This is a genomic window from Streptomyces cinnamoneus, assembly GCF_002939475.1.
Classification (GTDB): domain Bacteria; phylum Actinomycetota; class Actinomycetes; order Streptomycetales; family Streptomycetaceae; genus Streptomyces; species Streptomyces cinnamoneus_A.
Map to the genome: position 1 here is coordinate 3,750,041 of NZ_PKFQ01000001.1, position 21,164 is coordinate 3,771,204.

Below are 21,164 nucleotides of genomic sequence, written 5' to 3' on the forward strand. Positions count from 1 at the left end.
GTGATGAGACACGGGCACCCGGTGAACCCAAGAGGGGCGACGACGGGCAAGGCCCCCGCCGGGAGTCCCGGCGGGGGCCTTGTCGTGCTTGTGGCGGCGTGCGGGGCGCGGTGCGCCGCGGACCCGTACGCCTTCCCGCGTCAGCGCGAGCGCTTCGCGAGGCGCTCGACGTCGAGCAGGATCACCGCGCGGGCCTCCAGGCGGAGCCAGCCGCGGCCGGCGAAGTCCGCGAGGGCCTTGTTGACGGTCTCGCGCGAGGCGCCGACCAGCTGGGCCAGCTCCTCCTGCGTGAGGTCGTGCACCACGTGGATGCCCTCTTCGGACTGCACGCCGAAGCGGCGCGACAGGTCCAGCAGCGCCTTGGCGACCCGGCCCGGGACGTCGGAGAAGACGAGGTCGGACATCGAGTCGTTGGTGCGGCGCAGTCGGCGGGCGACGGCGCGCAGCAGGGCGGTGGCCACCTCGGGCCGCGCGTTGAGCCACGGCTGGAGGTCGCCGTGGCCGAGGCCGAGCAGCTTGACCTCGGTGAGGGCGGTGGCGGTGGCCGTGCGGGGGCCGGGGTCGAAGAGGGAGAGCTCACCGATGAGCTCTCCCGGACCCAGGACCGCCAGCATGTTCTCGCGGCCGTCGGGGGAGGTCCGGTGGAGCTTCACCTTGCCCTCGGTCACCACGTAGAGGCGGTCACCGGGGTCGCCTTCGTGGAACAGGGCGTCGCCCCTCGCGAGAGTGACCTCGCCCATGGAGGCGCGCAGCTCAGCGGCCTGCTCGTCATCGAGCGCCGCGAAGAGCGGGGCGCGCCGCAGAACGTCGTCCACGAGTTCTCTCCTTGTCGACATGCACAGAGGACCGTGGTCCCCATGATGCCCGTCGGTAAAACTGTGTGATCAAACACAAGTGTGGCGCATCGTCGACTGAAGCCCTACGGCAGGGGTCCGATTGGGCTGTGGTTTTCCTGCGCTCGGGGCGGATGTCAGTGCCGGGCCTTAGTCTGGCCGGGTGTCCAATAGGCCGGTGAGAGCGCAGGGCAAGGGGGCCGGGAGGGTGACGGCGACGCGTGATTCCGCTGTGGGCGAACACTCCGCGGCGAAGAAGGTAAAAGCGGCAAATGGGAAAAAACCGCCGGGCGGGGAGGCGGTGACCGAGAGCGCCGCGAAGCCGGCTGCCGCCGGCACCGCCAAGGCCGCCCCGAAGCCGGCCGCCAGAGCCGCCGCGAAGCCGGCTGCTGGGGACGGAGGGAAGCCGGCGCCGAAGTCCGCCGCGAAACGGGCTTCGAAGTCCGCTGCCGCAGCCGCGCCGAAGTCCGCCGCCGGGTCCGCCGGGCACGCCACCTCGAAGTCGACCTCGAAGTCGGCCTCAAAGTCCCCGTCGGAGTCGACCTCGAAGGCGACCTCAAAGCCCGCGGCGAAGTCCGCCGCGAAGTCGACGTCGAAGTCCGCGGCCGGATCCGTGGCCGAAGCCGTGGCCACCGAGCCTGCTCGGGCCGAGTCCCGGACCGCGCTCGTCCGCCGGGCGCGCCGGATCAACCGCGAGCTGGCCGACGTCTATCCGTACGCCCACCCCGAGCTCGACTTCGAGAACCCGTTCCAGCTCCTGGTGGCCACGGTCCTCTCCGCCCAGACCACCGACCTGAGGGTCAACCAGACCACCCCCGCCCTCTTCGCTGCCTACCCCACGCCCGAGGACATGGCGGCCGCCGACCCCGAGACGCTGGAGCAGCTGATCCGGCCCACCGGCTTCTTCCGGGCCAAGGCCAAGTCGCTGATAGGCCTCTCCGTCGCCCTGCGCGACCGCTTCGATGGCGAGGTGCCGGGGCGGATAGCGGATCTGGTCACCCTGCCCGGCGTCGGCCGGAAGACCGCCAACGTGGTGTTGGGCAACGCGTTCGGCGTGCCGGGCGTCACCGTCGACACCCACTTCGGCCGGCTCGTGCGGCGCTGGAAGTGGACGGTCGCCGAGGACGCGGAGAAGGTCGAGGCGGAGGTCTGCTCGCTCTTCCCCAAGAGCGAGTGGACGATGCTCTCGCACCGCGTGATCTTCCACGGCCGCCGCGTCTGCCACTCCCGCCGGCCCGCCTGCGGCGCCTGCCCGATCGCCCCGCTCTGCCCGTCGTACGGGGAGGGCGAGACCGATCCCGAGAAGGCGAAGAAGCTGCTGAAGTACGAGATGGGCGGCCAGCCGGGCCAGCGGCTGAAGCCCCCGCCGGACTATCCGGGCCTGCCCGCCCGTCCCCTGGGAGCCGAGTGACCGAGCAGACGGCGAAAAACGCGGAGAAATGTGGGGGAAGCGCATGACCAGCACATTCGGCAGGGAGCCCCGGGAGGACGTCCTCCCCGAGGGCGGCCGGGCGGTGACGGTCACCGCCGCGGGCCTGCCCGAGTGGCTGACGCCCGTCGAGCGGGCCGCCCGCACCGTCGAGCCGCATCAGCTCAGCCGCTTCCTGCCGCCGGAGACGGGCGGCCGGCCCTCCGCCGTGCTCGTCCTCTTTGGCGAGGGCGAGCAGGGCCCCGAGCTGCTGCTCCTGGAGCGGGCCGGCAACCTGCGCTCGCACGCCGGCCAGCCTTCCTTCCCCGGCGGCGCACTCGATGCGGAGGATGGCGATCCGCAGGGCGACGGGCCCGTGCGCGCCGCCCTGCGGGAGGCGGAGGAGGAGACCGGGCTCGACCCGAGCGGAGTGCAGGTCTTCGCCGTGCTGCCCCGGCTGTACATCCCGGTGAGCGGATTCGTCGTGACGCCCGTCCTCGGCTGGTGGCGCAAGCCCAGCCCCGTCACGCCGGTGGACCCGAGGGAGACGGCCCGTGTCTTCGCCGTCCCGGTCGCCGAGCTGACCGACCCGGGCAACCGCGCGACGGCGGTCCACCCCCGCGGCCACGTCGGCCCCGCCTTCCTGGTGGGGTCGGCGATGGTGTGGGGCTTCACAGCTGGTGTGATCGACCGCATCCTGCACTACGCCGGCTGGGAGCGCCCCTGGGACCGGGACCGGCGGGTCCCCCTGGACTGGCACGCCTGACGGGCATGAGACGGTGACCTCCGGCGCCGGCGGCCGCCGCGTCACGACGACTTCAATGCGAGGCATCTTTCGGTGAACGTGCTGGACATCGTGCTGCTGATCGCCGCCGTGTGGTTCGCGGTCATCGGCTACCGCCAGGGGTTCGTCGTCGGCGTGCTCTCGGTGATCGGCTTCCTCGGCGGTGGCCTGGTTGCCGTGTACGCGCTTCCCGTGATCTGGGACAGCACGACCGACGACGCGCAGCCGGGCACGATCGCCGCCATCGCGGCCGTCGCCATCGTCATCGTCTGTGCCTCCGTGGGCCAGGCCGCCACCACCCACTTCGGCAACAAGCTGCGACGTCACATCACGTGGTCACCGGCGCGTGCCCTCGACGCCACCGGCGGCGCCCTCGTCAACGTCGTCGCGATGCTGCTGGTCGCCTGGCTGATCGGTTCCGCCCTCGCCGGTACGTCCCTGCCGACGCTCGGCAAGGAGGTCCGCAGCTCCAAGGTGCTGCTCGGGGTCGCCCGGGTGGTCCCGCCGCAGGCCAACACCTGGTTCGCCGACTTCAGCACGGTGCTCGCGCAGAACGGCTTCCCGCAGGTCTTCGCACCCTTCTCCACCGAGCCCATCACCTCCGTGCCCCCGCCCGACCCCGAGCTCGCCGGCAGCCCCGTGGTCACGGTCGCCCAGCGCAGCATCGTCAAGGTCGTCGGCAACGCCCCCAGCTGCGGCAAGGTCCTGGAGGGCTCGGGCTTCGTCTTCGCCCCGCACCGCGTGATGACCAACGCCCACGTCGTCGGCGGCGTCGACGAGCCGACCGTGCAGATCGGCGGCCAGGGCCGGCTCCACGACGCCAAGGTCGTCCTCTACGACTGGAAGCGCGACATCGCCGTCCTGGACGTGCCGTCGCTCGACGCACCCGAGCTGCACTTCGCCTCGGGCGAAGCGGAGAGCGGCAAGAGCGCCATCGTCGCGGGCTTCCCGGAGAACGGTTCGTACGACGTGCGCGCCGCCCGCGTCCGCAGCCGCGTCCAGGCCAACGGCCCGGACATCTACCACCGCGGCAACGTCCGCCGCGACGTCTACTCCCTCTACGCCACCGTGCGGCAGGGGAACTCCGGCGGCCCTCTCCTGACGCCGGACGGCAAGGTCTACGGCGTGGTCTTCGCCAAGTCGCTCGACGACCCTGACACCGGCTACGCGCTGACCGCCGCCGAAGTCCGTCAGGACGCCCTGAGCGGTCGCACCGCCACGGCCAGGGTCAACACCCAGGGCTGCGCCCTCTGAGCCACGGGAGACCGCCCCGAGGGCCGCGGAGGGCCCCTCCGGTCCGAACGCGTCCTGCGGTCGGCGGGGGCGTGCGTACGGCGGGCGAACCGCGAGGATGCGCTGACCGTCGGTGACCTACGGCCGGCCCGGGCCTGTAGACAACCTGGGGCTACGGAGGCTCCGGACCTATGGGCGCCCTGGGACTACGGCGGCCCCGGGCCTGTGGACATCCCAGGGCTACGGCCCGTTCCGGGCCTGTGGTCACCTGAGGGTTCTGGTCACCTGAGGTTCGCGGTCCCGGGGCCTCGCGGCGGCCTGTGGAGGCGGTCCTGCCGTGGCTCGGCTCAGCGGGCGCGCGGATGGCGCAGCCGCGCCGACACCCAGCGGGCGCGACGGTGGATGATGCGCGGAATGCCGACCCGGGGGTCGGATCCGGCCCCCGGCCGGTATTCGCCACGCTCGGATACCTCCGTCACCACCAGCGCGGCATCGCCCTCGGCGCCGCGCTCATGCGTCACATCGGTCACGTCACGGTAGTCGTGCGTCCAGCCCATACCCAATGCTCTGCCCGGGCCCAGTGGTCGGTAATCGCCCCCGGGTCCGGCAATTGGCCTATGCGCCGGGCAATTGGCTGTTCGGCGAACGGATGTTCAGGACGTCCGTCCGCCCTCGCGACGGCGCCCTCCGACGGGTCGCGGTGGGCCCGCCCGTCAGCGGCGGTCCGGCTCCGTGTCCTTCAGCCAGCTGATGAGCTCGGCGGAGAACGCCGCCGGGTCCTCCTCGTGCGGGAAGTGTCCCAGCCCGTCGAGGAGCCGCCAGCGGTACGGCGCCTCCACGTACTCCCCGGAGCCCGCCGCGCTGCGCGTGCGCATCACCGGATCGAGCGACCCGTGCAGGTGCAGCGTCGGGACGCGCACCGGCATCTTCATGCGCCGGTTGAACTGGAGGCCGTCGGGGCGGGCCAGCGAGCGCACCATCCAGCGGTAGGGCTCGATGGAGCAGTGCGCGGTCGAGGGGATCGACATCGCCTGGCGGTAGGTGTCGACTGCCGCGTCGTCCGGCAGCCGCGGGCCCGACCAGTCCCGGATCAGGCGCCCCACCAGCGCCGCGTCGTCCGCGACCAGCCGCCGCTCCGGCAGCCAGGGCCGCTGGAAGCCCCAGATGTGCGAGCTCGCCGCGCTCTGCTTGGGGTCGCCGACCATGGCCGAGCGCCAGCGGCGCGGGTGCGGCATCGAGGACACCACGAGGCGGCGTACGAGCTTGGGCCGCATGACGGCGGCCGTCCAGGCCAGGTAGCCGCCCAGGTCGTGACCGACGAGCGCGGCGTCCGGCTCGCCCAGGGAGCGCACCACCCCGGTGATGTCGAGGGCGAGGTTGGCCGGGTCGTAGCCCCGGGGGGTGCGGTCGCTGCCGCCGACCCCGCGCAGGTCCATGGCCACCGCCCGGAAGCCCGCCTCCGCGAGCGCCGGCAGCTGATGCCGCCACGTCCACCAGAACTGCGGGAAGCCGTGCAGCAGCAGCACCAGCGGGCCCTCGCCCATTTCGGCGATGTGGAACCGTGCTCCGTTCGCCGCCACGTCCCGGTGGGTCCAGGGGCCCTCCGCCCGTACGACCGCGGTGGGCGAGACCCCCGGGGCGCCCGGTCCCGGGGCCGGGGAGCCCGCCGCCGGATGGGGAGCGGGCCGGTCGGGTTCGGGGGACGGGGGCGCTGCGGGAGTATCGGGCACCGTCATACGGACGAGCGTGTCACAGATGCGTCCGCCTGGCTCGTGCCGACCACAGGACGCGGGTGCGGCTTGACGGTGCCCAGCACCGCCGCCGTCTCCTTGGCGGAGGCGATGCTCTTCTCCGGCTTCTTGATCTTCTTGAACTTCGTCACGGCCAGCAGCCCGAGCAGCGCCGCGAGCAGCAGGAACGCGCCGCCGGTGATCAGGAAGGACCAGGCGAGCCCGAGGCCGAGGTTGTGGATGCCGTACGCCGCCGCGAAGCTCAGGACCGGCAGGGAGAACAGGGCCAGGACACCCGCGCCGGCGATGGCGCCGCCGCCGATGCCGAGGCGCCGGGCGTCTTCCCGCAGTTCGGCCTTTGCCAGCGCGATCTCGTCGTGCACCAGTGCGGACAGCTCGGTGGTGGCCGTCGCCATCAGCTGGCCGAGGCTGCGGTTCGCACCGTCGTCGGCTGCGCTCATCGGCTGCTCCCTCATCGTCATCAGCTTCGTCGTCTGCGGGTCCGCGGGTCCGCGTCTGCGCGTCTTCGGGCAGAGCACCGCAAACGCAAGACTCTCAGATCATGCCGGACCGTCGTCGTCGGTGGTGCCGTGCCCGGCGACTTCGGCGAGCTTGCGGTGCGCGGCGGCCTTCGCTTCGTACTTGGCGGCCATCCGGAGGTGGTATTCAGGGGTGTCCTGCTCATAGATGTCCGGAATGCCGTTCTCGTCGTCGTCCCGGTCCTCTTCTGCGCAGAGCTTCTTGTACTTGTTGTCGCGCAGCTTGAGCAGAGTGCTCGCGAGGACCGCGGCGATCAGGGATCCGACGAGGACGGCTGCCTTGACCTCGCCCATGAGGACGGGGTCGTCACTGAAGGCCAGCTCGCCGATCAGCAGGGAGACGGTGAAGCCGATGCCGGCGAGGGTCGCCACGGCCAGGACGTCCGGCCACTTCAGGTCCGGGTTGAGTTCGGCCCTGGTGAAACGGGCCGCCGCCCAGGTGCCGCCGAAGACGCCGATGGTCTTGCCGGCGACCAGGCCGAGGACGACGCCCAGCGTCTCGGGCCGGTGGAAGATGTCCGAGAGCGCGCCACCGGAGATCGCCACCCCCGCCGAGAAGAGCGCGAACAGCGGCACGGCCAGGCCGGCCGACAGGGGGCGCACGAGGTGCTCGATGCGCTCGCCGGGGGACTGCCGCTCGTCGTCCCGGCGGGTGCAGCGCAGCATCAGGCCCATGGCCACGCCGGAGATGGTGGCGTGGACGCCGCTGTTGTACATCAGTGCCCAGTTGACCACCGCGAGCGGTACATAGAAGTACCAGCCGCGGACACCCTTGCGCAGCAGCAGCCAGAAGACCGCCAGGCCCACCACGGCGAAGCCCAGCGCCGCGAAGTTGATCTTCGAGGTGAAGAAGATCGCGATGATGAGGATCGCGAAGAGGTCGTCGACGACGGCCAGGGTCAGCAGGAAGGCGCGCAGCGCCGACGGGAGCGCCGTGCCGATGACGGCGAGCACGGCGAGGGCGAAGGCGATGTCGGTGGCCGTCGGCACGGCCCAGCCACCCAGTGAGCCGCCTCCGCTGGCGGCGGTCGTGAAGTAGACGAGGGCGGGCGCCGCCATGCCGCAGACCGCGGCGACGACGGGGAGGATCGCGGCTTTGGGGTCGCGCAGCTCGCCGGCCACCAGCTCGCGTTTGAGCTCGATGCCGGCGACGAAGAAGAAGACGGCCAGCAGGCCGTCGGCCGCCCAGTGCTCCAGGGAGAGGTCCAGCCCGAGGGATCCGGGGCCCAGGTGGAAGGAGCGCACGGACTCGTAGCTGTCGCGCAGGGGGGTGTTCGCCCATATCAGGGCGGCCACCGCGGCGGCGAGGAGCAGGACGCCGCCGACGGTCTCGGTGCGCAGCGCGTCCGCGAGGTAGTTCCGCTCGGGCAGCGGAAGCCGGCCGAGGAAGACGGAACGGCGGTTCTTGGGCGCGGCCACGATGGTGGACCTCCTGGTGTCAGCGGTCGACTGGAAACAGCCGCGTGTGTGTGCGTACACGCGTGCTGAATGCCGACCAGACTTCCCGGCGCGCCCTTGAATCTTGTCGCGATTTTTATGCGACAGATACTCACTCTAACCAAAAAGAGTGAAGGGCACCCGGCGGACTGCCGGGTGCCCTTCACTCGTCGCAGGCGCGTTCGGGCTTGTCAGAGGCCCTTACGGACGGTCGGGCGGCGCCGCGACGCGCGGTCAGTCCTCGCTGGAGGCGGCCGGGAGCTTGGCCTGGATGAGGTCCATGACCGAGGAGTCGGTCAGGGTGGTCACGTCGCCGAGGGTCCGGTTTTCCGCCACGTCGCGCAGGAGGCGGCGCATGATCTTGCCGGAGCGGGTCTTGGGGAGCTCGGCGACCGGCAGGATCCGCTTGGGCTTGGCGATGGGGCCGAGCTGCTTGGCGACGTGCGCCCGCAGCTCCTCGACCAGGCCCTCCTCCTCGCTGTTCACGTTGCCGCGCAGGATGACGAAGGCGCAGATGGCCTGGGTGGTTTGCGGGTCGTTCGCGCCGACCACCGCGGCCTCGGCGACCTTGGGGTGCGAGACGAGCGCGGACTCGACCTCGGTGGTGGAGATGTTGTGGCCGGAGACCAGCATGACGTCGTCCACGCGGCCGAGCAGCCAGATGTCGCCGTCCTCGTCCTTCTTGGCGCCGTCGCCCGCGAAGTAGCGGCCTTCGAAGCGGGACCAGTAGGTGTCGAGGTAGCGCTGGTCGTCGCCCCAGATGGTGCGCAGCATGGAGGGCCACGGCTCGGTGAGGACCAGGTAGCCGCCGGAGCCGTTGGGCACCTCGTGGCCGTCGTCGTCCACGACGGTGGCGGCGATGCCGGGGAGCGGCACCTGGGCCGACCCGGGCTTGGCCTCGGTGACGCCCGGCAGCGGGCTGATCATGATGCTGCCGGTCTCGGTCTGCCACCAGGTGTCGACGACGGGCGTGACGTCGGCGCCGATGTGCTTGCGGTACCAGACCCAGGCCTCGGGGTTGATGGGCTCGCCGACCGAGCCGAGGACGCGCAGGCTGCTCAGGTCGAACCGGGCGGGGATGTCGTCGCCCCACTTCATGGCGGCGCGGATCGCGGTGGGCGCGGTGTAGAGGATCGTGACGCCGTACTTCTGGACGATCTCCCACCAGCGGCCCTGGTGGGGGCTGTCGGGCGTGCCCTCGTAGATCACCTCGGTCGCGCCGTTGCTCAGGGGGCCGTAGACGATGTACGAGTGGCCGGTCACCCAGCCGACGTCGGCGGTGCACCAGAACACGTCGGTCTCGGGCTTGAGGTCGAAGACGGCGTGGTGGGTGTAGGAGCTCTGGGTGAGGTAGCCGCCGGAGGTGTGGAGGATGCCCTTCGGCTTACCCGTGGTGCCCGAGGTGTAGAGGATGAACAGCGGGTGCTCGGCGTCGAAGGCCTCGGGGGTGTGCTGCTCGGGCTGGCGCGCGACCAGGTCGTGCCACCACACGTCGCGGCCCTCGGTCCAGGCGATGTCCTCCTGGCCGGTGCGGCGGACGACGAGCACGCTGCGGACGTTCTCGGTGCCGGGGCGGGTGAGGGCCTCGTCCACGGCGGGCTTGAGGGCGGAGGGCTTGCCGCGCCGGAAACCGCCGTCGGCGGTGATGACGACGCGGGCGTCGGCGTCGTTGATGCGGGTCGCCAGGGCGTCGGCGGAGAAGCCGCCGAAGACCAGCGAGTGCGGGGCGCCGATGCGGGCGCACGCCAGCATGGAGACGACCGCTTCGGGGATCATCGGCAGGTAGATCGCGACCCGGTCGCCGGCCTGGACGCCCAGCTCGGTCAGAGCATGGGCGGCCTGAGAGACCTCGCGCTGGAGCTGGGCGTAAGTGATCGAGCGGGAGTCGCCCGGCTCGCCCTCGAAGTGCAGCGCCACCCGGTCGCCGAGGCCGTTCTCCACATGGCGGTCGACGCAGTTGTACGCCACGTTGAGCTTGCCGTCGGCGAACCACTTCGCGAAGGGCGGGTTCGACCAGTCCAGGGTCTCGGTCGGCTCCGTCTCCCAGCTCAGGCGGCGGGCCTGTGCGGCCCAGAAGCCCAGCCGATCAGCCGTCGCCTGCTCGTACGCCTCCGCGGTGACATTGGCCTTCTCGGCCAAGCCGGCAGGCGGCGCGAAGCGGCGCTCCTCCTTCAAGAGGTTGGCCAGGCTTTCGTTGCTCACGACATCTCCCTTTCCCAGGGGGTCCGTTGCGTCCCGGCCATAGCTCATCAGCCCGGGGCACACCCTGACAAGGGGTATCGGCAAATACTGGTTTAGACCTGTGCCACGCGGGTGGGTGGGGCGTCGCCCGAGGTCAGACGGCATCGAGCACCTCGGGCCGGACGGCGCTGAAGGTGCGGGAGCGCCGGTCCAGTACGTACGCCTGCGCCTCCGCCACATGGAAGTACATCCCCTGGAGGTGGAGCGACCCCTCGGCCACCCGGCGGGCCACACAGGAGTGGGCCATGAGGTGGTCGAGCTGTTGCATCACGTTGACGAGCGCCAGCCGCTCCACGTCGTCGGCCACCGGCCTGTCGGTCAGGGCGACCTCGCCGCGCCCCAGCCGTCCGATCCGCTGCATCCGCGCCAGGCTCGGGCGGCCGTGCCGCAGCCAGCGGGTGAGCGGGGTCTGACCGTCGGGCGCCAGGCCGTGACCGGCCGGGGAGGCGGCACTGTCCAGCAGGGCCTGCATCGCACCGCACCCGGAGTGGCCGCAGACGGTGATGCTGCCGACCCGCAGGACCTCGACGGCGTACTCCACGGCCGCCGCGACGGAGTCGCACGAGCTGTCGCTGCCGGGCGGGGGCATCAGATTGCCGACGTTGCGCACGGTGAACAGGTCCCCCGGACCGCTGGAGGTGATCATGCTGGTCACCAGCCGTGAGTCGGCGCAGGTCAGGAACAGCTGGCTGGGCTGCTGCCCCTCACGGGCCAGCCGGGCCAGCTCGTCGCGCACGAGAGGCGCGGTATTGCGCTGGAAAGCGCTCACCCCGCCCAGCAGCTGACCTCCGCCGGCCGTCGTGGCGGCGCCTTCGAGGTCCCGCCCCGCAGTGGTGGGCCGGGTGCAGTGGTGATTGCGCCACGGCGTCCAGGGGCGGCAGGCGTGAGCGCTGGCCGGCTCGGCGACCGGACGCCCGTACCGGCCCAGGAGGCTGACCCGGCCACCGCGCTCCCGGTGGGCGTTGGACCAGCTCTGCAGCGCGTCGTACGCCGCGTGGTCCATGAAGGAGCCGCCGAGCTCCACCACCACGTCCGAGCCGTCCGGCACCTGCGCCAGTGCCCGGCTCAACCGGGGCACCACCAGGAAGGTCAGCTACCCATGAACGCCCACCCGGTGGCGGCCCTCTTCCTCGCTGACGACGATCCGGGTGTGGGACAGCCGCCGCACGAAGAGGCACCCCGCGACGAGGACCCCCACAGCGACGCCCCGCAGGACGCCCAGGGTGAGGACTGCTCCCAGCGTGGCGACGTACAGGGGGAGTTCCCGCTGCCCCCGTGCGTGCTTGATGTGCGCGAAGGTCGCCATCCTCACCCCCAACACCATCACCAGGGCGGCCGGGACGGCGAGCGGGATCAGCTCCAGGGACGCCGCGAGCAGGCCGGCGCACGCCAGCACCCCCGCCCCGCGCAGCACCGTGGACCTGCGGTGGCCGGCCGCTGCCGCACCACCGGACGGCCCCCTGGCCGTACTGCTCGCGACCGTCAGGCCGCCGAGGAGCTCGGACAGGACGTTCGCCGCTTCCTGGCCGGCCGGCTCCTGGGCCGCCCCGGTGGGGCCTGCCGCTTCTCCGTCCCCCTCCTGGGCCGCGCGCCGTCGCTCCATCGCCACCGCCGAGAGCAACGACTCCATGCTCGCCACCAGCGTGACCGTCAGGACGGCCGCGAAGACGCCGAGCACCGGTCCGTCCGGCAGGGTGGGCAACGCTTGTCCCTCCCACTGGGGGAGGGAGACCCGGGGCAGGTCCAGGGCGAGGCTCCCCGCCGTCGCGACGGCCACCGCGGCGAGTGGCGCCGGCAGCACGCGCGCCCACCGGCCGCCCCGGCCGGGCAGCCGGGGCCAGGCGATCAGCACCGCCACTGTGACCACACCGGCCAGCAGCGCCGCCGGGAGCGGATGAGCCAGACGTGAGGGCAGCCCGGCGACGCTCGCCGGCACGGAATGGGCCGGACCGCCACCCAGGACCACGGGCAGCTGGCCGAGCGCGACCGTGACGCCGATCCCGGCGAGAAGCCCCCGCACCATGGCGGGGCTGATCGCCAGCGTCGCACGGGCCACCCGTGCGGCTCCCAGGGCGAGTTGGGCGAGCCCGGCGAGGGCAGTGATCGCGCAGGTGGCCCGCCAGCCGTAGCGCTGGACCAGCTCGGCCGCCACCATCACCAGGCCCATGGCCGCCCCGCCGACCTGGAGGGGCGCACCGCCCAGGACGCTCGCGACGACCCCGCCGACCGCCGCCGCGACGAGCCCGGCCTGGAGCGGTGCGCCGGTGGCCAGCGCGACCCCCAGGGAGAGGGGGACGGCGATCAGGAAGATGACCAGGGAAGCGGTGAGATCCCGCCGCCAGGTGGAACGCGGGCGCTTCTCGCCTTCCGCTACCAGGAGGGCGTCGGGTGGTCGCGCCGAAGGCGGTGGAACCACCTGAACAGGCTGAACAGGCTGAGCTTGCATGGTCGTTCCCGTCGTCGTCGGGGCGGCGCGGTCGCGCTCGGGGCGCGCCCGTGGTCACGGCGTGCAGTGAAGCCGGGAGTGGCTGCTGCGGCGGGGGATTCTCAACTCTGGGTAAATGAATCGTAATGGAGAGTAAAGGCGGGGTGGAAGAGGTGAAGGGGTGATGAAGGCCGACTTCCCCCCATTGGGTGAACTTGTACTTTTATCAGCTCGTCCTCCCTCGTTCTCCCGTTCGTTCGTGCGAGGTTGACGTCGCGTGAACTCCTGATCGCTTGGAGCGGCTGAGCGAGCCGAGGGACGAGGTGGCTGATGGCTGCTGCATGGAGAACCGCGCTGGGCGGCCTGACAGCCCTCGCGCTGGCCACGGGCGCGGCCGGATGTTCCGGGAGCGGCGAGGAGGGCCGCCCCGGCGGTTCCCGCGCGGGCATGGTCTCCGACCCCCACGCGGCCAAGCGGCCGGCCCGCCTCATCGGCGACGGTTCCACCGCCGAGACCGGACCCCAGCCCAGACAGCCCAAGCCGCGGCGCCTGGCGCCCGGCGAGAAGCCCCCGCAGTTCGTCGTCTTCTCCTGGGACGGCGCGGGGGAGGACGGGCAGAAGCTGTTCTCGCACTTCCGCGCGGTCGGCAAGAAGTACCACGCGGCCATGACGTACTTCCTCAGCGGCGTCTACATGCTCCCCGAGGAGAAGAGGAAGCTCTACGACCCGCCGAGGCACCGGCGCGGGGCGTCGGACATCGGCTTCAACGACGTCAAGGGAGTCCGCGCCACCGTGGAGCAGCTCCGCGGCGCCTGGCTGGACGGCAGCGAGATCGGCACCCACTTCAACGGCCACTTCTGCGGCGCCGACCGCGGGGTCGGCACCTGGTCCACCGAGGAGTGGACGAGCGAGATCCGCCAGGCCGAGTCGTTCGTCAAGCACTGGAGGACGAACGCCGGTCTGAAGGACGAGCCGTCGCTGCCCTTCGACTACAGCAAGGAGCTGGTGGGCGGGCGCGCCCCCTGCCTGGAGGGGCAGCGCCGCCTCATCCCCGCCGCCAAGGACATGGGCTTCCGCTACGACGCGAGCTCGGAGGGCGGCCGCCAGGTCTGGCCGAAGAAGATCCACGGCCTGTGGGACTTCCCGCTCCAGGACGTCCCCGTGCCCGGGCGCGACTTCGAGACGCTCTCGATGGACTACAACTTCCTCGCCAACCAGTCGGACACGACCAACGGTGATCCCGACCATTACGACGCGTGGGGCAAGCAGATGCGCGACGGCCTGATGGCCGGCTTCAACCGCGCGTACCACGGCAACCGCGCACCCTTCTTCGTCGGCGACCACTTCGAGTCGTGGAACGGCGGTACGTACATGCGTGCCGTCGAGAGCGTCATCAAGAAGGTCTGTACGAAGGAAGACGTGCGGTGCGTGTCCTTCAAACAGCTGGCGGACTGGATGGACGCACAGGACCCCGCGGTGCTCGCGAGGTTGCGGAAGCTGGACGTCGGTGAGGCGCCGAAGGGCGGCTGGGAGCGTTTCCTCTCAGGCCGCACGGAGGCCGGTGAGCCGGCCGGGCGGCCGGGTAAGTCGCACGAACCCGCCGAGCGGCCCGGCCGGTCGCACGAACCGGCCGAAAGTCACGACCCGGACGAGGACTTCTCGGAGAGGGGGCCGCACGAGCGGGGCTCGCACGGCCACGGCTCGCACGGGCGGGGCGGGCACTCCTCCGCGGACGACGACGCCTCGGACGACTCCCGGGACGACGAGGACTCCGGGAAGAACCGCGCGCGCCGGGCTCAAGCGGGCTGGGGCGCGGCGAGCAGCCGTTCGTCCAGGACGAAGGCGGGATCCACCTGAGCCGCCAGGTCGGCACCGGTCTTCGCGTTGCCCCAGCTCTCGGCGTTCTTGAGGTGGAAGTGCACCATCTGGCGCGTGTAGCGCTGCCAGTCGCGGTGCTCGTACATGCCGTCCGCCGCCGCGCGCAGGGTGCGCAGAGCCTGCTGGTTGGCCTCCTCCAGCAGCTCGAAGCGGGGCGGCCGGCCCTTCTCCATGGCGCGCACCCAGTCGGAGTGGCCGACCGTGGTGAGCAGGTCCTCGCCGACCTCGGTGCGGAGGAAGTCGAGGTCGTCCTGCCCCTGCACCTTGTTGCCCACGACCTTCAGGCTGACACCGAAGTCGCGGGCGTACTCCTTGTACTGGCGGTAGACGGAGACGCCCTTGCGGGTGGGCTCGGCGATCAGGAAGGTCATGTCGAACCGCGTGAACATCCCGGACGCGAACGAGTCGCTGCCGGCGGTCATGTCGACCACCACGTACTCGTCCGGCCCGTCCACGAGGTGGTTCAGACACAGCTCCACCGCGCCGACCTTGGAGTGGTAGCAGGCCACACCCAGATCGGAATCGTTGAACGGTCCCGTCGCCATCAGCCGGACGGAGGCGTCGTCGTCCAGCCGTACGGTCCGGGCGCACGCCGCGTAGACCGGGTTGTCCTCGCCGACGCGCAGGAGGCGGGAGCCCTCTCCCGGCGGCGTCGTCTTGATCATGGTGTCGGCGGAGGCGATGCGCGGGTTCGTGCCCCGCAGATAGTCCTTGATCAAGGGCAGCCGCGCGCCCATCGCGGGGAGCGCGGCGCTCTCCGCCTCGTCGAGCCCCAGCGCCGCGCCCAGATGCTGATTGATGTCCGCGTCCACGGCGATGACGGGAGCGCGGCCGGCGGCGAGGTGGCGGATGAACAGAGAGGACAGCGTGGTCTTGCCGCTGCCGCCCTTCCCCACGAAAGCGATCTTCATGTTCACCAAGGGTAGGTGGCAGGGTGCTCTGAGTGAGAGTGGTGAGTGAAGAGGACCACTCTTTCGAGGGGTGTAGAGCTGAAGTGCGTAGGGTCGTACCCATGAGTACGACAGCCGATCCGCTTGCCGCCCTGGCCTCCCTGCCGGGCGTCGCCGACTCCGTGGACTCCGTGCGCAAGGCGGTGGACCGGGTGTACGGGCACCGCGTCATGCGGCGCCGCAGCAACGAGGTCACCGCGGAGGCGGCGCTGCGCGGCGCGCGCGGCTCGGCCGCACTCTCCGGCGCCGACTGGGCGCTCGAAGAGGTGCGCCGGCGTTCCGACTTCGGGGGCGAGGGCGAGCCGCGCACCGTGGGCGCCGCGCTGCGGCTCACCGCGGAAGCGGGTCAACTGCTGAGCGTCTGGCGGCAGTCGCCGCTCCGGGTGCTGGCCCGGCTGCACCTGGTGGCCGCCGGCGGTGACCGGCCGGACGAGACGATCGGACGGCCGCGGCTGCCCGGGGAGCCGGTGGAGGAGCCGCTTCTCGAGCTGGCGCTGCCCGGCGCGGACGAGATGTCCGGACGGCTGGAGGGGCTGGCGGACCTGCTGATCGCCGGTACCGAGGCGCCGGCGCTCGTGACGGCGGCCGTCGTCCACGGCGAGCTGCTCGCGCTGCGCCCGTTCGGCTCGTACAACGGCCTCGTCGCCCGGACGGCCGAACGGATCGTCCTGGTGGGCAGCGGGTTGGACCCGAAGGCGATCTGCCCGTCCGAAGTGGGTCACGCGGAATTGGGCCGTGCGGCGTACGTGGCGGCGCTCGACGGCTATGTCTCAGGAACGCCGGGGGGCATGGCGGCCTGGATCGCGCACTGCGCCAAGGCCGTGGAACTCGGCGTCCGGGAGAGCACGGCGGTGTGTGAGGCGCTTCAGCGCGGCGCCGCTTGAGGGGATCGCCGGGGAAAGGCCCGGACAAGGGTTGCGGCGGCACCCGTGAAGCTTTGGTGCCGCCGCTGGCACGTTCGCCGAGTTACCATGCGTGCACGATATTTGCCCATCAGGTCGGGGACTTCGCCCGTCACCTGGTGCGGCTGGCCCGTAATCGACGGGTCGGCGTCGCGTGGGTGCTCAACGTTCGTGCTCGGTCCGTGGGGCCTTGGTGCGTGAAGGGCGTCCTCCCGGATGTCCCTGGTCTCGCGGGCCGTTAAGTCCTTTCTACTCCTGTCTTGACGGAAGCGGAAGTCCAGGCCGTAGTTCTTTGCTTTTCACGCTAAACGCGGACAAGGCGGACGCGGGTGTGCGGCGGCGGTTGGCGAGCCAGACCAGCCCCGCGGTGGCGGCGGCCGCACCGAAAGCCGCTGCTGCCACCAGTGCCGGTCGCGAGGGCATGGGGAGCGCCCGCACGCGCTGCTTGAGCCGCACCGGCCGGCTGAAGGAGAGGACCGGCCAGTCGCGAGCCATGGCCTCACGGCGCAGCCCCCGGTCCGGGTTGACGGCGTGCGGATGGCCGACCGACTCGAGCATGGGGATATCCGTCACCGAATCGCTGTAGGCGTAGCAGCGCGTCAGGTCGTATCCCTCGGAAGCGGCGAGTTCGCGGATGGCCTCGGCCTTGGTGGGGCCGTAGGCGTAGTACTCGACCTCTCCGGTGAAGGCTCCGTCCTCCACGACCATGCGGGTGGCGACCACCCGGTCGGCGCCGAGGAGCGCGCCGATCGGCTCGACGACCTCGGCGCCGGAGGTGCTGACGATGACGACGTCGCGCCCGGCGGCATGGTGCTCCTCGATGAGGGAGGCGGCCTCGTCGTAAATGATCGGGTCGATGAGTTCGTGCAGGGTCTCCGCGACGATCTCGCGAACCTGCTGGACATTCCAGCCCTGACAGAGCGCGGACAGATACTGGCGCATCCGCTCCATCTGCTCGTGGTCGGCGCCGCCCGCCATGAAGACGAACTGCGCATAGGCGGTGCGCAACACGGCGCGCTTGTTGATCAAGCCGCCTTGGTAGAAGGACTTGCTGAAGGTGAGCGTGCTCGACTTCGCAATGACCGTCTTGTCCAGATCAAAGAACGCGGCGGTCCGAGGCAAGGAGTGGTTTTCCACTCCGCCGAGCATAGGGGCCCTCCATTCGGCGTAAGCTGAGGCGTGTGGGTTTGCCTGAGAAGGCTCTCGGGTACACCATGGAAGTCACGGATCGTTCGCGACCGTGTCTAACCCGGTCCGACTCCTCCCCCCCCGAGTCGGCCGTGGGGACGACCCCCGCTCTCCCCCCCGGCGGGGGTCGTCGCATGTCCGGATGCGTTTCGCGCATCGCCATCGGGCCCTCCCTCCCCTCTCGCGCCGCGATCGGCGCGCTGGCTGCCCCCATCCTGCCCGTTACGCAGGGTAATCGCGAGGCTGCTCTCCGGAAGTCACCGGTATAGGTGAGGGGGATATTCACAACCGTTGAGTTGTCCACAGTTTTTGACCAAGATCCACACCATTTCCCAGTTCGCTGCACGGTGATTCCCCGCGAGTTCCGCGATGCCCGCGGACGCGAGAGCGCGTAGTGAGAGGGGAGGGCACCGTGACCGGATCCCACGCATCCGTTAGGCCCGCTTCCGTGGACGGAAGGCTGGCCGGGCCTCTGATCGTCACGGAGGACGAAGGGCTGCTCGACGATCTGCTGCGGTTGTGCGCGGCGGCCGGGGCCGTGCCCGAGGTCGTGCACGGCATGCCCGCACGCAGGGGCAGCTGGGAGAGGGCCCCGCTGATCCTGGTGGGCGAAGACTGCGCGCCCCGGCTCGGCGGCGCACTCCGCCGGGAAGGCGTCGTGCTCGTCGGCAGGGATCGCGACGACCCTGACGTCTGGCGCCGGGCCGTCAAGATCGGCGCACTGAACGTGGCGTTGCTGCCCGACGGCGAGGGCTGGCTGGTCGACCGGATCGCCGACGCCGTGGAAGGCGCCGGCCGCCCCGCCCTCACCGTGGGGGTGATCGGCGGCCGGGGCGGCGCCGGGGCGAGCACCCTCGCCTGTGCCCTGGCCGTCGGCGCGGCGCGCGCCGGACGGCGCACGATGCTGATCGACGGCGACCCGCTGGGCGGCGGCCTCGACGTCCTCCTCGGCGGGGAGAGAGCCGAGGGACTGCGGTGGCCCGCCTTCGCCGACTCCCGGGGCCGCATGGCCGGCCGGGCCCTGGAGGAGGCCCTGCCCGAACTGCACTCGTTGCGCGTCCTGAGCTGGGACCGGGGCGACTGCGCGGCCGTCCCGCCCGAGGCCATGCGGGCCGTGCTCGCCGCCGCCCGCAGACGCGGCGGGGCAGTGGTCGTCGACCTTCCCCGCAGGCTGGACGAGGCGGCCATGGAGGCCATCGGGCAGCTCGACATGGCCCTGCTGGTCGTGCCCGCCGAGCTGCGGGCCGTCGCGTCGGCACACCGGGTCTCCTCGACGCTGGCGATGATGCTGAGCGATCTGCGGGCCGTCGTCCGCGGCCCGTGCGGCTCAGGACTCGACGGCGAGGAGATCGCGCGGCTGCTGGGGGTGCCGCTGGCCGGTGAGCTCCCTCCGGAGCCAGGTCTGGCGGAGGCTCTGCACGCCGGCAAACCCCCGGGTGGGAGCCGTCGGAGCCCGCTCGCCCGGTTCAGCGCGGAGTTCTGGGCGCGGGCGTTCGTCGGCGAGGGGGGTGTCCCCGCGTGAGCGCCGCGCTGCTGGACGCGGTGCGACTGCGGCTGGCCGAGAGCGGGGCCGAGCCGACACCCGCCCGCGTCGCCGAAGCCCTGCGCCGGGAAGGGCGGCTGCTGGGGGACGCCGAAGTGCTGGGCGTCGTGGCCACACTGCGCTCCGAACTGGTCGGCACGGGACCGCTGGAGCCGCTGCTCGCCGAGCCCGAGGTCACCGATGTGCTGGTCACCGCACCCGACCGGGTCTGGGTGGACCGCGGCCGGGGACTCGAGCTGACGAGCGTCACCTTCCCCGACGCCGCAGCCGTGCGCAGGCTCGCACAGCGGCTCGCCGCGGTCGCCGGCCGCCGGCTGGACGACGCCCGCCCCTGGGTGGACGCCAGGCTTCCGGACGGCACCCGGCTGCACGCGGTGCTGCCGCCCGTCGCCGTCGGGTCGACGTGCCTGTCCCTGCGCGTCGTGCGGCCCCGCGCCTTCGCCCTCGACGAACTGGAGGCCGCCGGGACCGTGCCGCCCGGAGGACAGCGCCTGTTGCGAGCCGTGCTGGACGCCCGGCTGTCGTTCGTGATCAGCGGGGGCACGGGCTCGGGCAAGACCACGCTGCTCTCCAGCCTCCTCGGGCTGGTCGCGCCGCACGAACGGATCGTCCTCGCCGAGGATTCCGCCGAACTGCGCCCCGACCACCCCCATGTCGTCCGCCTGGAGACCAGGCCCGCGAACCAGGAGGGAACCGGACTGGTTACCCTCCGGGACCTGGTGCGTCAGGCGCTGCGCATGCGCCCGGACCGGCTGGTCGTCGGCGAGGTGCGCGGCCCGGAGGTCACCGACCTCCTGGCCGCCCTGAACACGGGACACGAAGGCGGGTGCGGCACGCTGCACGCCAACGCCGCGCCCGACGTCCCGGCCCGGCTGGAGGCGCTGGGATCGACGGCCGGGCTGGACCGCGCGGCGCTGCACAGCCAGTTGGCGGCCGCCCTGTCGCTGGTGATCCACCTGGTCCGGGAGCCCACGGGGCGGCGGCGGATCGCGGAGGTGCACGTACTGGACCGTGACCGCGCCGGGTTCGTGACCACCGTCCCGGCAGCCGTCTGGGGTCCCGCCGGCTTCGAACGGGCGCCCGGCTGGGAGCGGCTCACGACGCTGTGCGAGCGCGGCGGGAGCACGCCATGACCGCTTCACCTTCCGTATTGGAGGCCGTGTCATGGGGGGTGGCGCTGTGTGCCGTGGCCGCCGTGGGGGCAGCGGTACGGGCCCGCCCGGGGCTGCGGCGGGCCCGGCTCCTGCTTGCGGGCGGGGGCGTGGCGGGAAGCGGCGGCGGGCCGGAAGCGCTCGCCCGGCTGGGTGATTGGGGCGAACGCCTGCGGCGGGCTGGAGGGGCGAGACGTGAGTTGCTCTGCCTTCCGGTCGGGTGTGCCGTCGCCCTGATGGGCTCGTCGGTCCTGCCGGTGATCGCGGCGGCGCTGGCCGTGCCGCTCGTCCGCCGCTGGCTGGTGGCGCGACACCGGCGGTGCGAACGGGAACGGTGCGAGGCGGCGGTGATCGACATGTGCGGCACCGTCGCGGGCGAGCTGAGAGCAGGCCGGCAGCCCGGCGAAGCCATGGCGGGGCTGACGGGGGCGGCGCTGGGGCCGGGCTGGCCGGCGGTGCCCGCGGCGGCCCGGTTCGGGGGTGATGTGCCGGACGCGCTGCGGCAGGCCGCGCTCGCACCGGGGGCCGAGGGGCTCAACGGCGTGGCCGCCTGCTGGCGGGTGGCGGTCGACGGAGGCGCCGGGCTGGCCGCCGGCTTGGAGCGGGTCGCGGCGGCGCTGGCCGCCGAGCGGGACCAGCGGGAGGAGCTGAGCGCCCAGTTGACGGGCACGAGGTCCACCGCCGTGATGCTCGCGCTGCTCCCGGCCCTCGCCCTCGCGATGGGGAGTGCGCTGGGCGCCGGTCCTCTGAGGGTGCTGCTGCACACCCCGGCCGGGCTCGGCTGTCTCGCCCTCGGCGGCCTGCTCGAAGCGGCGGGCATCGCCTGGACGGGGCGGATCGTCCAGGCCGCCGAGCGGCCGGGCGCGGGTTGAGGACATGAAGAGGGGACGCAGGGCATGTGGCCGGTGACACGAGAGGGGGA

General features: G+C 72.0%; 16 protein-coding genes and 1 pseudogene. 8 read left to right on the top strand and 9 right to left on the bottom strand.

The window, feature by feature from the left end; translation table 11 throughout:
- Positions 1–140: 140 nt before the first annotated feature.
- A complete protein-coding gene (locus CYQ11_RS16420; protein ID WP_004939715.1) occupies positions 141–815 on the bottom strand; it encodes a Crp/Fnr family transcriptional regulator in 675 nt (224 codons plus the stop codon).
- Between the two features lie 319 nt (positions 816–1,134).
- On the opposite strand from CYQ11_RS16420, the gene nth reads away from it, so the two are divergent.
- The 3 genes from nth (at position 1,135) to CYQ11_RS16440 (ending at position 4,279) form a co-directional block, all read left to right on the top strand.
- Positions 1,135–2,244, top strand: coding sequence for an endonuclease III (gene nth, locus CYQ11_RS16430; protein ID WP_240003441.1), 1,110 nt, complete (start codon positions 1,135–1,137; stop codon positions 2,242–2,244).
- A gap of 43 nt (positions 2,245–2,287) precedes the next feature.
- On the top strand, positions 2,288–3,007 hold the full coding sequence (locus tag CYQ11_RS16435; protein ID WP_181143678.1) for an NUDIX hydrolase: 720 nt from the start codon (positions 2,288–2,290) through the stop codon (positions 3,005–3,007).
- A gap of 72 nt (positions 3,008–3,079) precedes the next feature.
- The gene (locus tag CYQ11_RS16440; protein ID WP_099199805.1) at positions 3,080–4,279 is read left to right on the top strand and encodes a MarP family serine protease; all 1,200 of its coding nucleotides are present in this window, start codon (positions 3,080–3,082) and stop codon (positions 4,277–4,279) included.
- 326 nt (positions 4,280–4,605) lie between these two features.
- On the opposite strand, the gene CYQ11_RS16445 is transcribed toward CYQ11_RS16440, so the two are convergent.
- From CYQ11_RS16445 to CYQ11_RS16470, 6 genes and pseudogenes are all read right to left on the bottom strand, one after another.
- Positions 4,606–4,815, bottom strand: coding sequence for a hypothetical protein (locus CYQ11_RS16445; RefSeq protein WP_099199804.1), 210 nt, complete (start codon positions 4,813–4,815; stop codon positions 4,606–4,608).
- A 156-nt stretch (positions 4,816–4,971) separates the two neighbouring features.
- Positions 4,972–5,994: an alpha/beta fold hydrolase gene (locus CYQ11_RS16450; protein WP_099199803.1), complete on the bottom strand. Its 1,023-nt coding sequence runs from the start codon at positions 5,992–5,994 to the stop codon at positions 4,972–4,974.
- Positions 5,991–6,449: a phage holin family protein gene (locus tag CYQ11_RS16455; protein WP_099199802.1), complete on the bottom strand. Its 459-nt coding sequence runs from the start codon at positions 6,447–6,449 to the stop codon at positions 5,991–5,993. The genes CYQ11_RS16450 and CYQ11_RS16455 overlap by 4 nt, the downstream gene beginning before the upstream one ends.
- 99 nt (positions 6,450–6,548) lie before the next feature.
- The gene (gene nhaA, locus CYQ11_RS16460; protein ID WP_099199801.1) at positions 6,549–7,946 is read right to left on the bottom strand and encodes a Na+/H+ antiporter NhaA; all 1,398 of its coding nucleotides are present in this window, start codon (positions 7,944–7,946) and stop codon (positions 6,549–6,551) included.
- A gap of 252 nt (positions 7,947–8,198) precedes the next feature.
- Entirely contained in the window at positions 8,199–10,166 is a 1,968-nt protein-coding gene (gene acs, locus CYQ11_RS16465; protein ID WP_099199800.1) for an acetate--CoA ligase, read from the bottom strand.
- Between the two features lie 133 nt (positions 10,167–10,299).
- Positions 10,300–12,651: pseudogene (locus tag CYQ11_RS16470) on the bottom strand (SulP family inorganic anion transporter).
- A gap of 309 nt (positions 12,652–12,960) precedes the next feature.
- Between CYQ11_RS16470 and CYQ11_RS16475 the strand changes: the two are divergent.
- On the top strand, positions 12,961–14,487 hold the full coding sequence (locus tag CYQ11_RS16475; protein WP_240003440.1) for a polysaccharide deacetylase family protein: 1,527 nt from the start codon (positions 12,961–12,963) through the stop codon (positions 14,485–14,487).
- On the opposite strand, the gene CYQ11_RS16480 is transcribed toward CYQ11_RS16475, so the two are convergent.
- Positions 14,427–15,419: an ATP-binding protein gene (locus CYQ11_RS16480; RefSeq protein WP_099199799.1), complete on the bottom strand. Its 993-nt coding sequence runs from the start codon at positions 15,417–15,419 to the stop codon at positions 14,427–14,429. The genes CYQ11_RS16475 and CYQ11_RS16480 overlap by 61 nt on opposite strands.
- Positions 15,420–15,520: 101 nt before the next feature.
- Between CYQ11_RS16480 and CYQ11_RS16485 the strand changes: the two genes are divergently transcribed.
- On the top strand, positions 15,521–16,342 hold the full coding sequence (locus CYQ11_RS16485) for a Fic family protein (RefSeq protein WP_099199798.1): 822 nt from the start codon (positions 15,521–15,523) through the stop codon (positions 16,340–16,342).
- A gap of 267 nt (positions 16,343–16,609) precedes the next feature.
- Here CYQ11_RS16485 and CYQ11_RS16490 read toward each other — a convergent pair whose 3' ends face one another.
- Positions 16,610–17,509 (bottom strand): HAD family hydrolase, encoded by a 900-nt coding sequence (locus CYQ11_RS16490; protein ID WP_099199797.1) that lies wholly within the window; start codon positions 17,507–17,509, stop codon positions 16,610–16,612.
- 451 nt (positions 17,510–17,960) lie between these two features.
- On the opposite strand from CYQ11_RS16490, the gene ssd reads away from it, so the two are divergent.
- Genes ssd through CYQ11_RS16505 form a run of 3 tightly spaced genes read left to right on the top strand, consistent with a single transcriptional unit; the run spans position 17,961 to position 21,114 of the window.
- Complete coding sequence (gene ssd / locus CYQ11_RS16495) at positions 17,961–19,070, top strand: septum site-determining protein Ssd (RefSeq protein ID WP_099199796.1); 1,110 nt, start codon at positions 17,961–17,963, stop codon at positions 19,068–19,070.
- Positions 19,067–20,224 (top strand): TadA family conjugal transfer-associated ATPase, encoded by a 1,158-nt coding sequence (locus CYQ11_RS16500; RefSeq protein ID WP_099199795.1) that lies wholly within the window; start codon positions 19,067–19,069, stop codon positions 20,222–20,224. Before ssd ends, CYQ11_RS16500 begins: the two co-directional genes overlap by 4 nt.
- On the top strand, positions 20,221–21,114 hold the full coding sequence (locus tag CYQ11_RS16505) for a type II secretion system F family protein (RefSeq protein WP_099200192.1): 894 nt from the start codon (positions 20,221–20,223) through the stop codon (positions 21,112–21,114). The genes CYQ11_RS16500 and CYQ11_RS16505 overlap by 4 nt, the downstream gene beginning before the upstream one ends.
- Positions 21,115–21,164 lie beyond the last annotated feature (50 nt).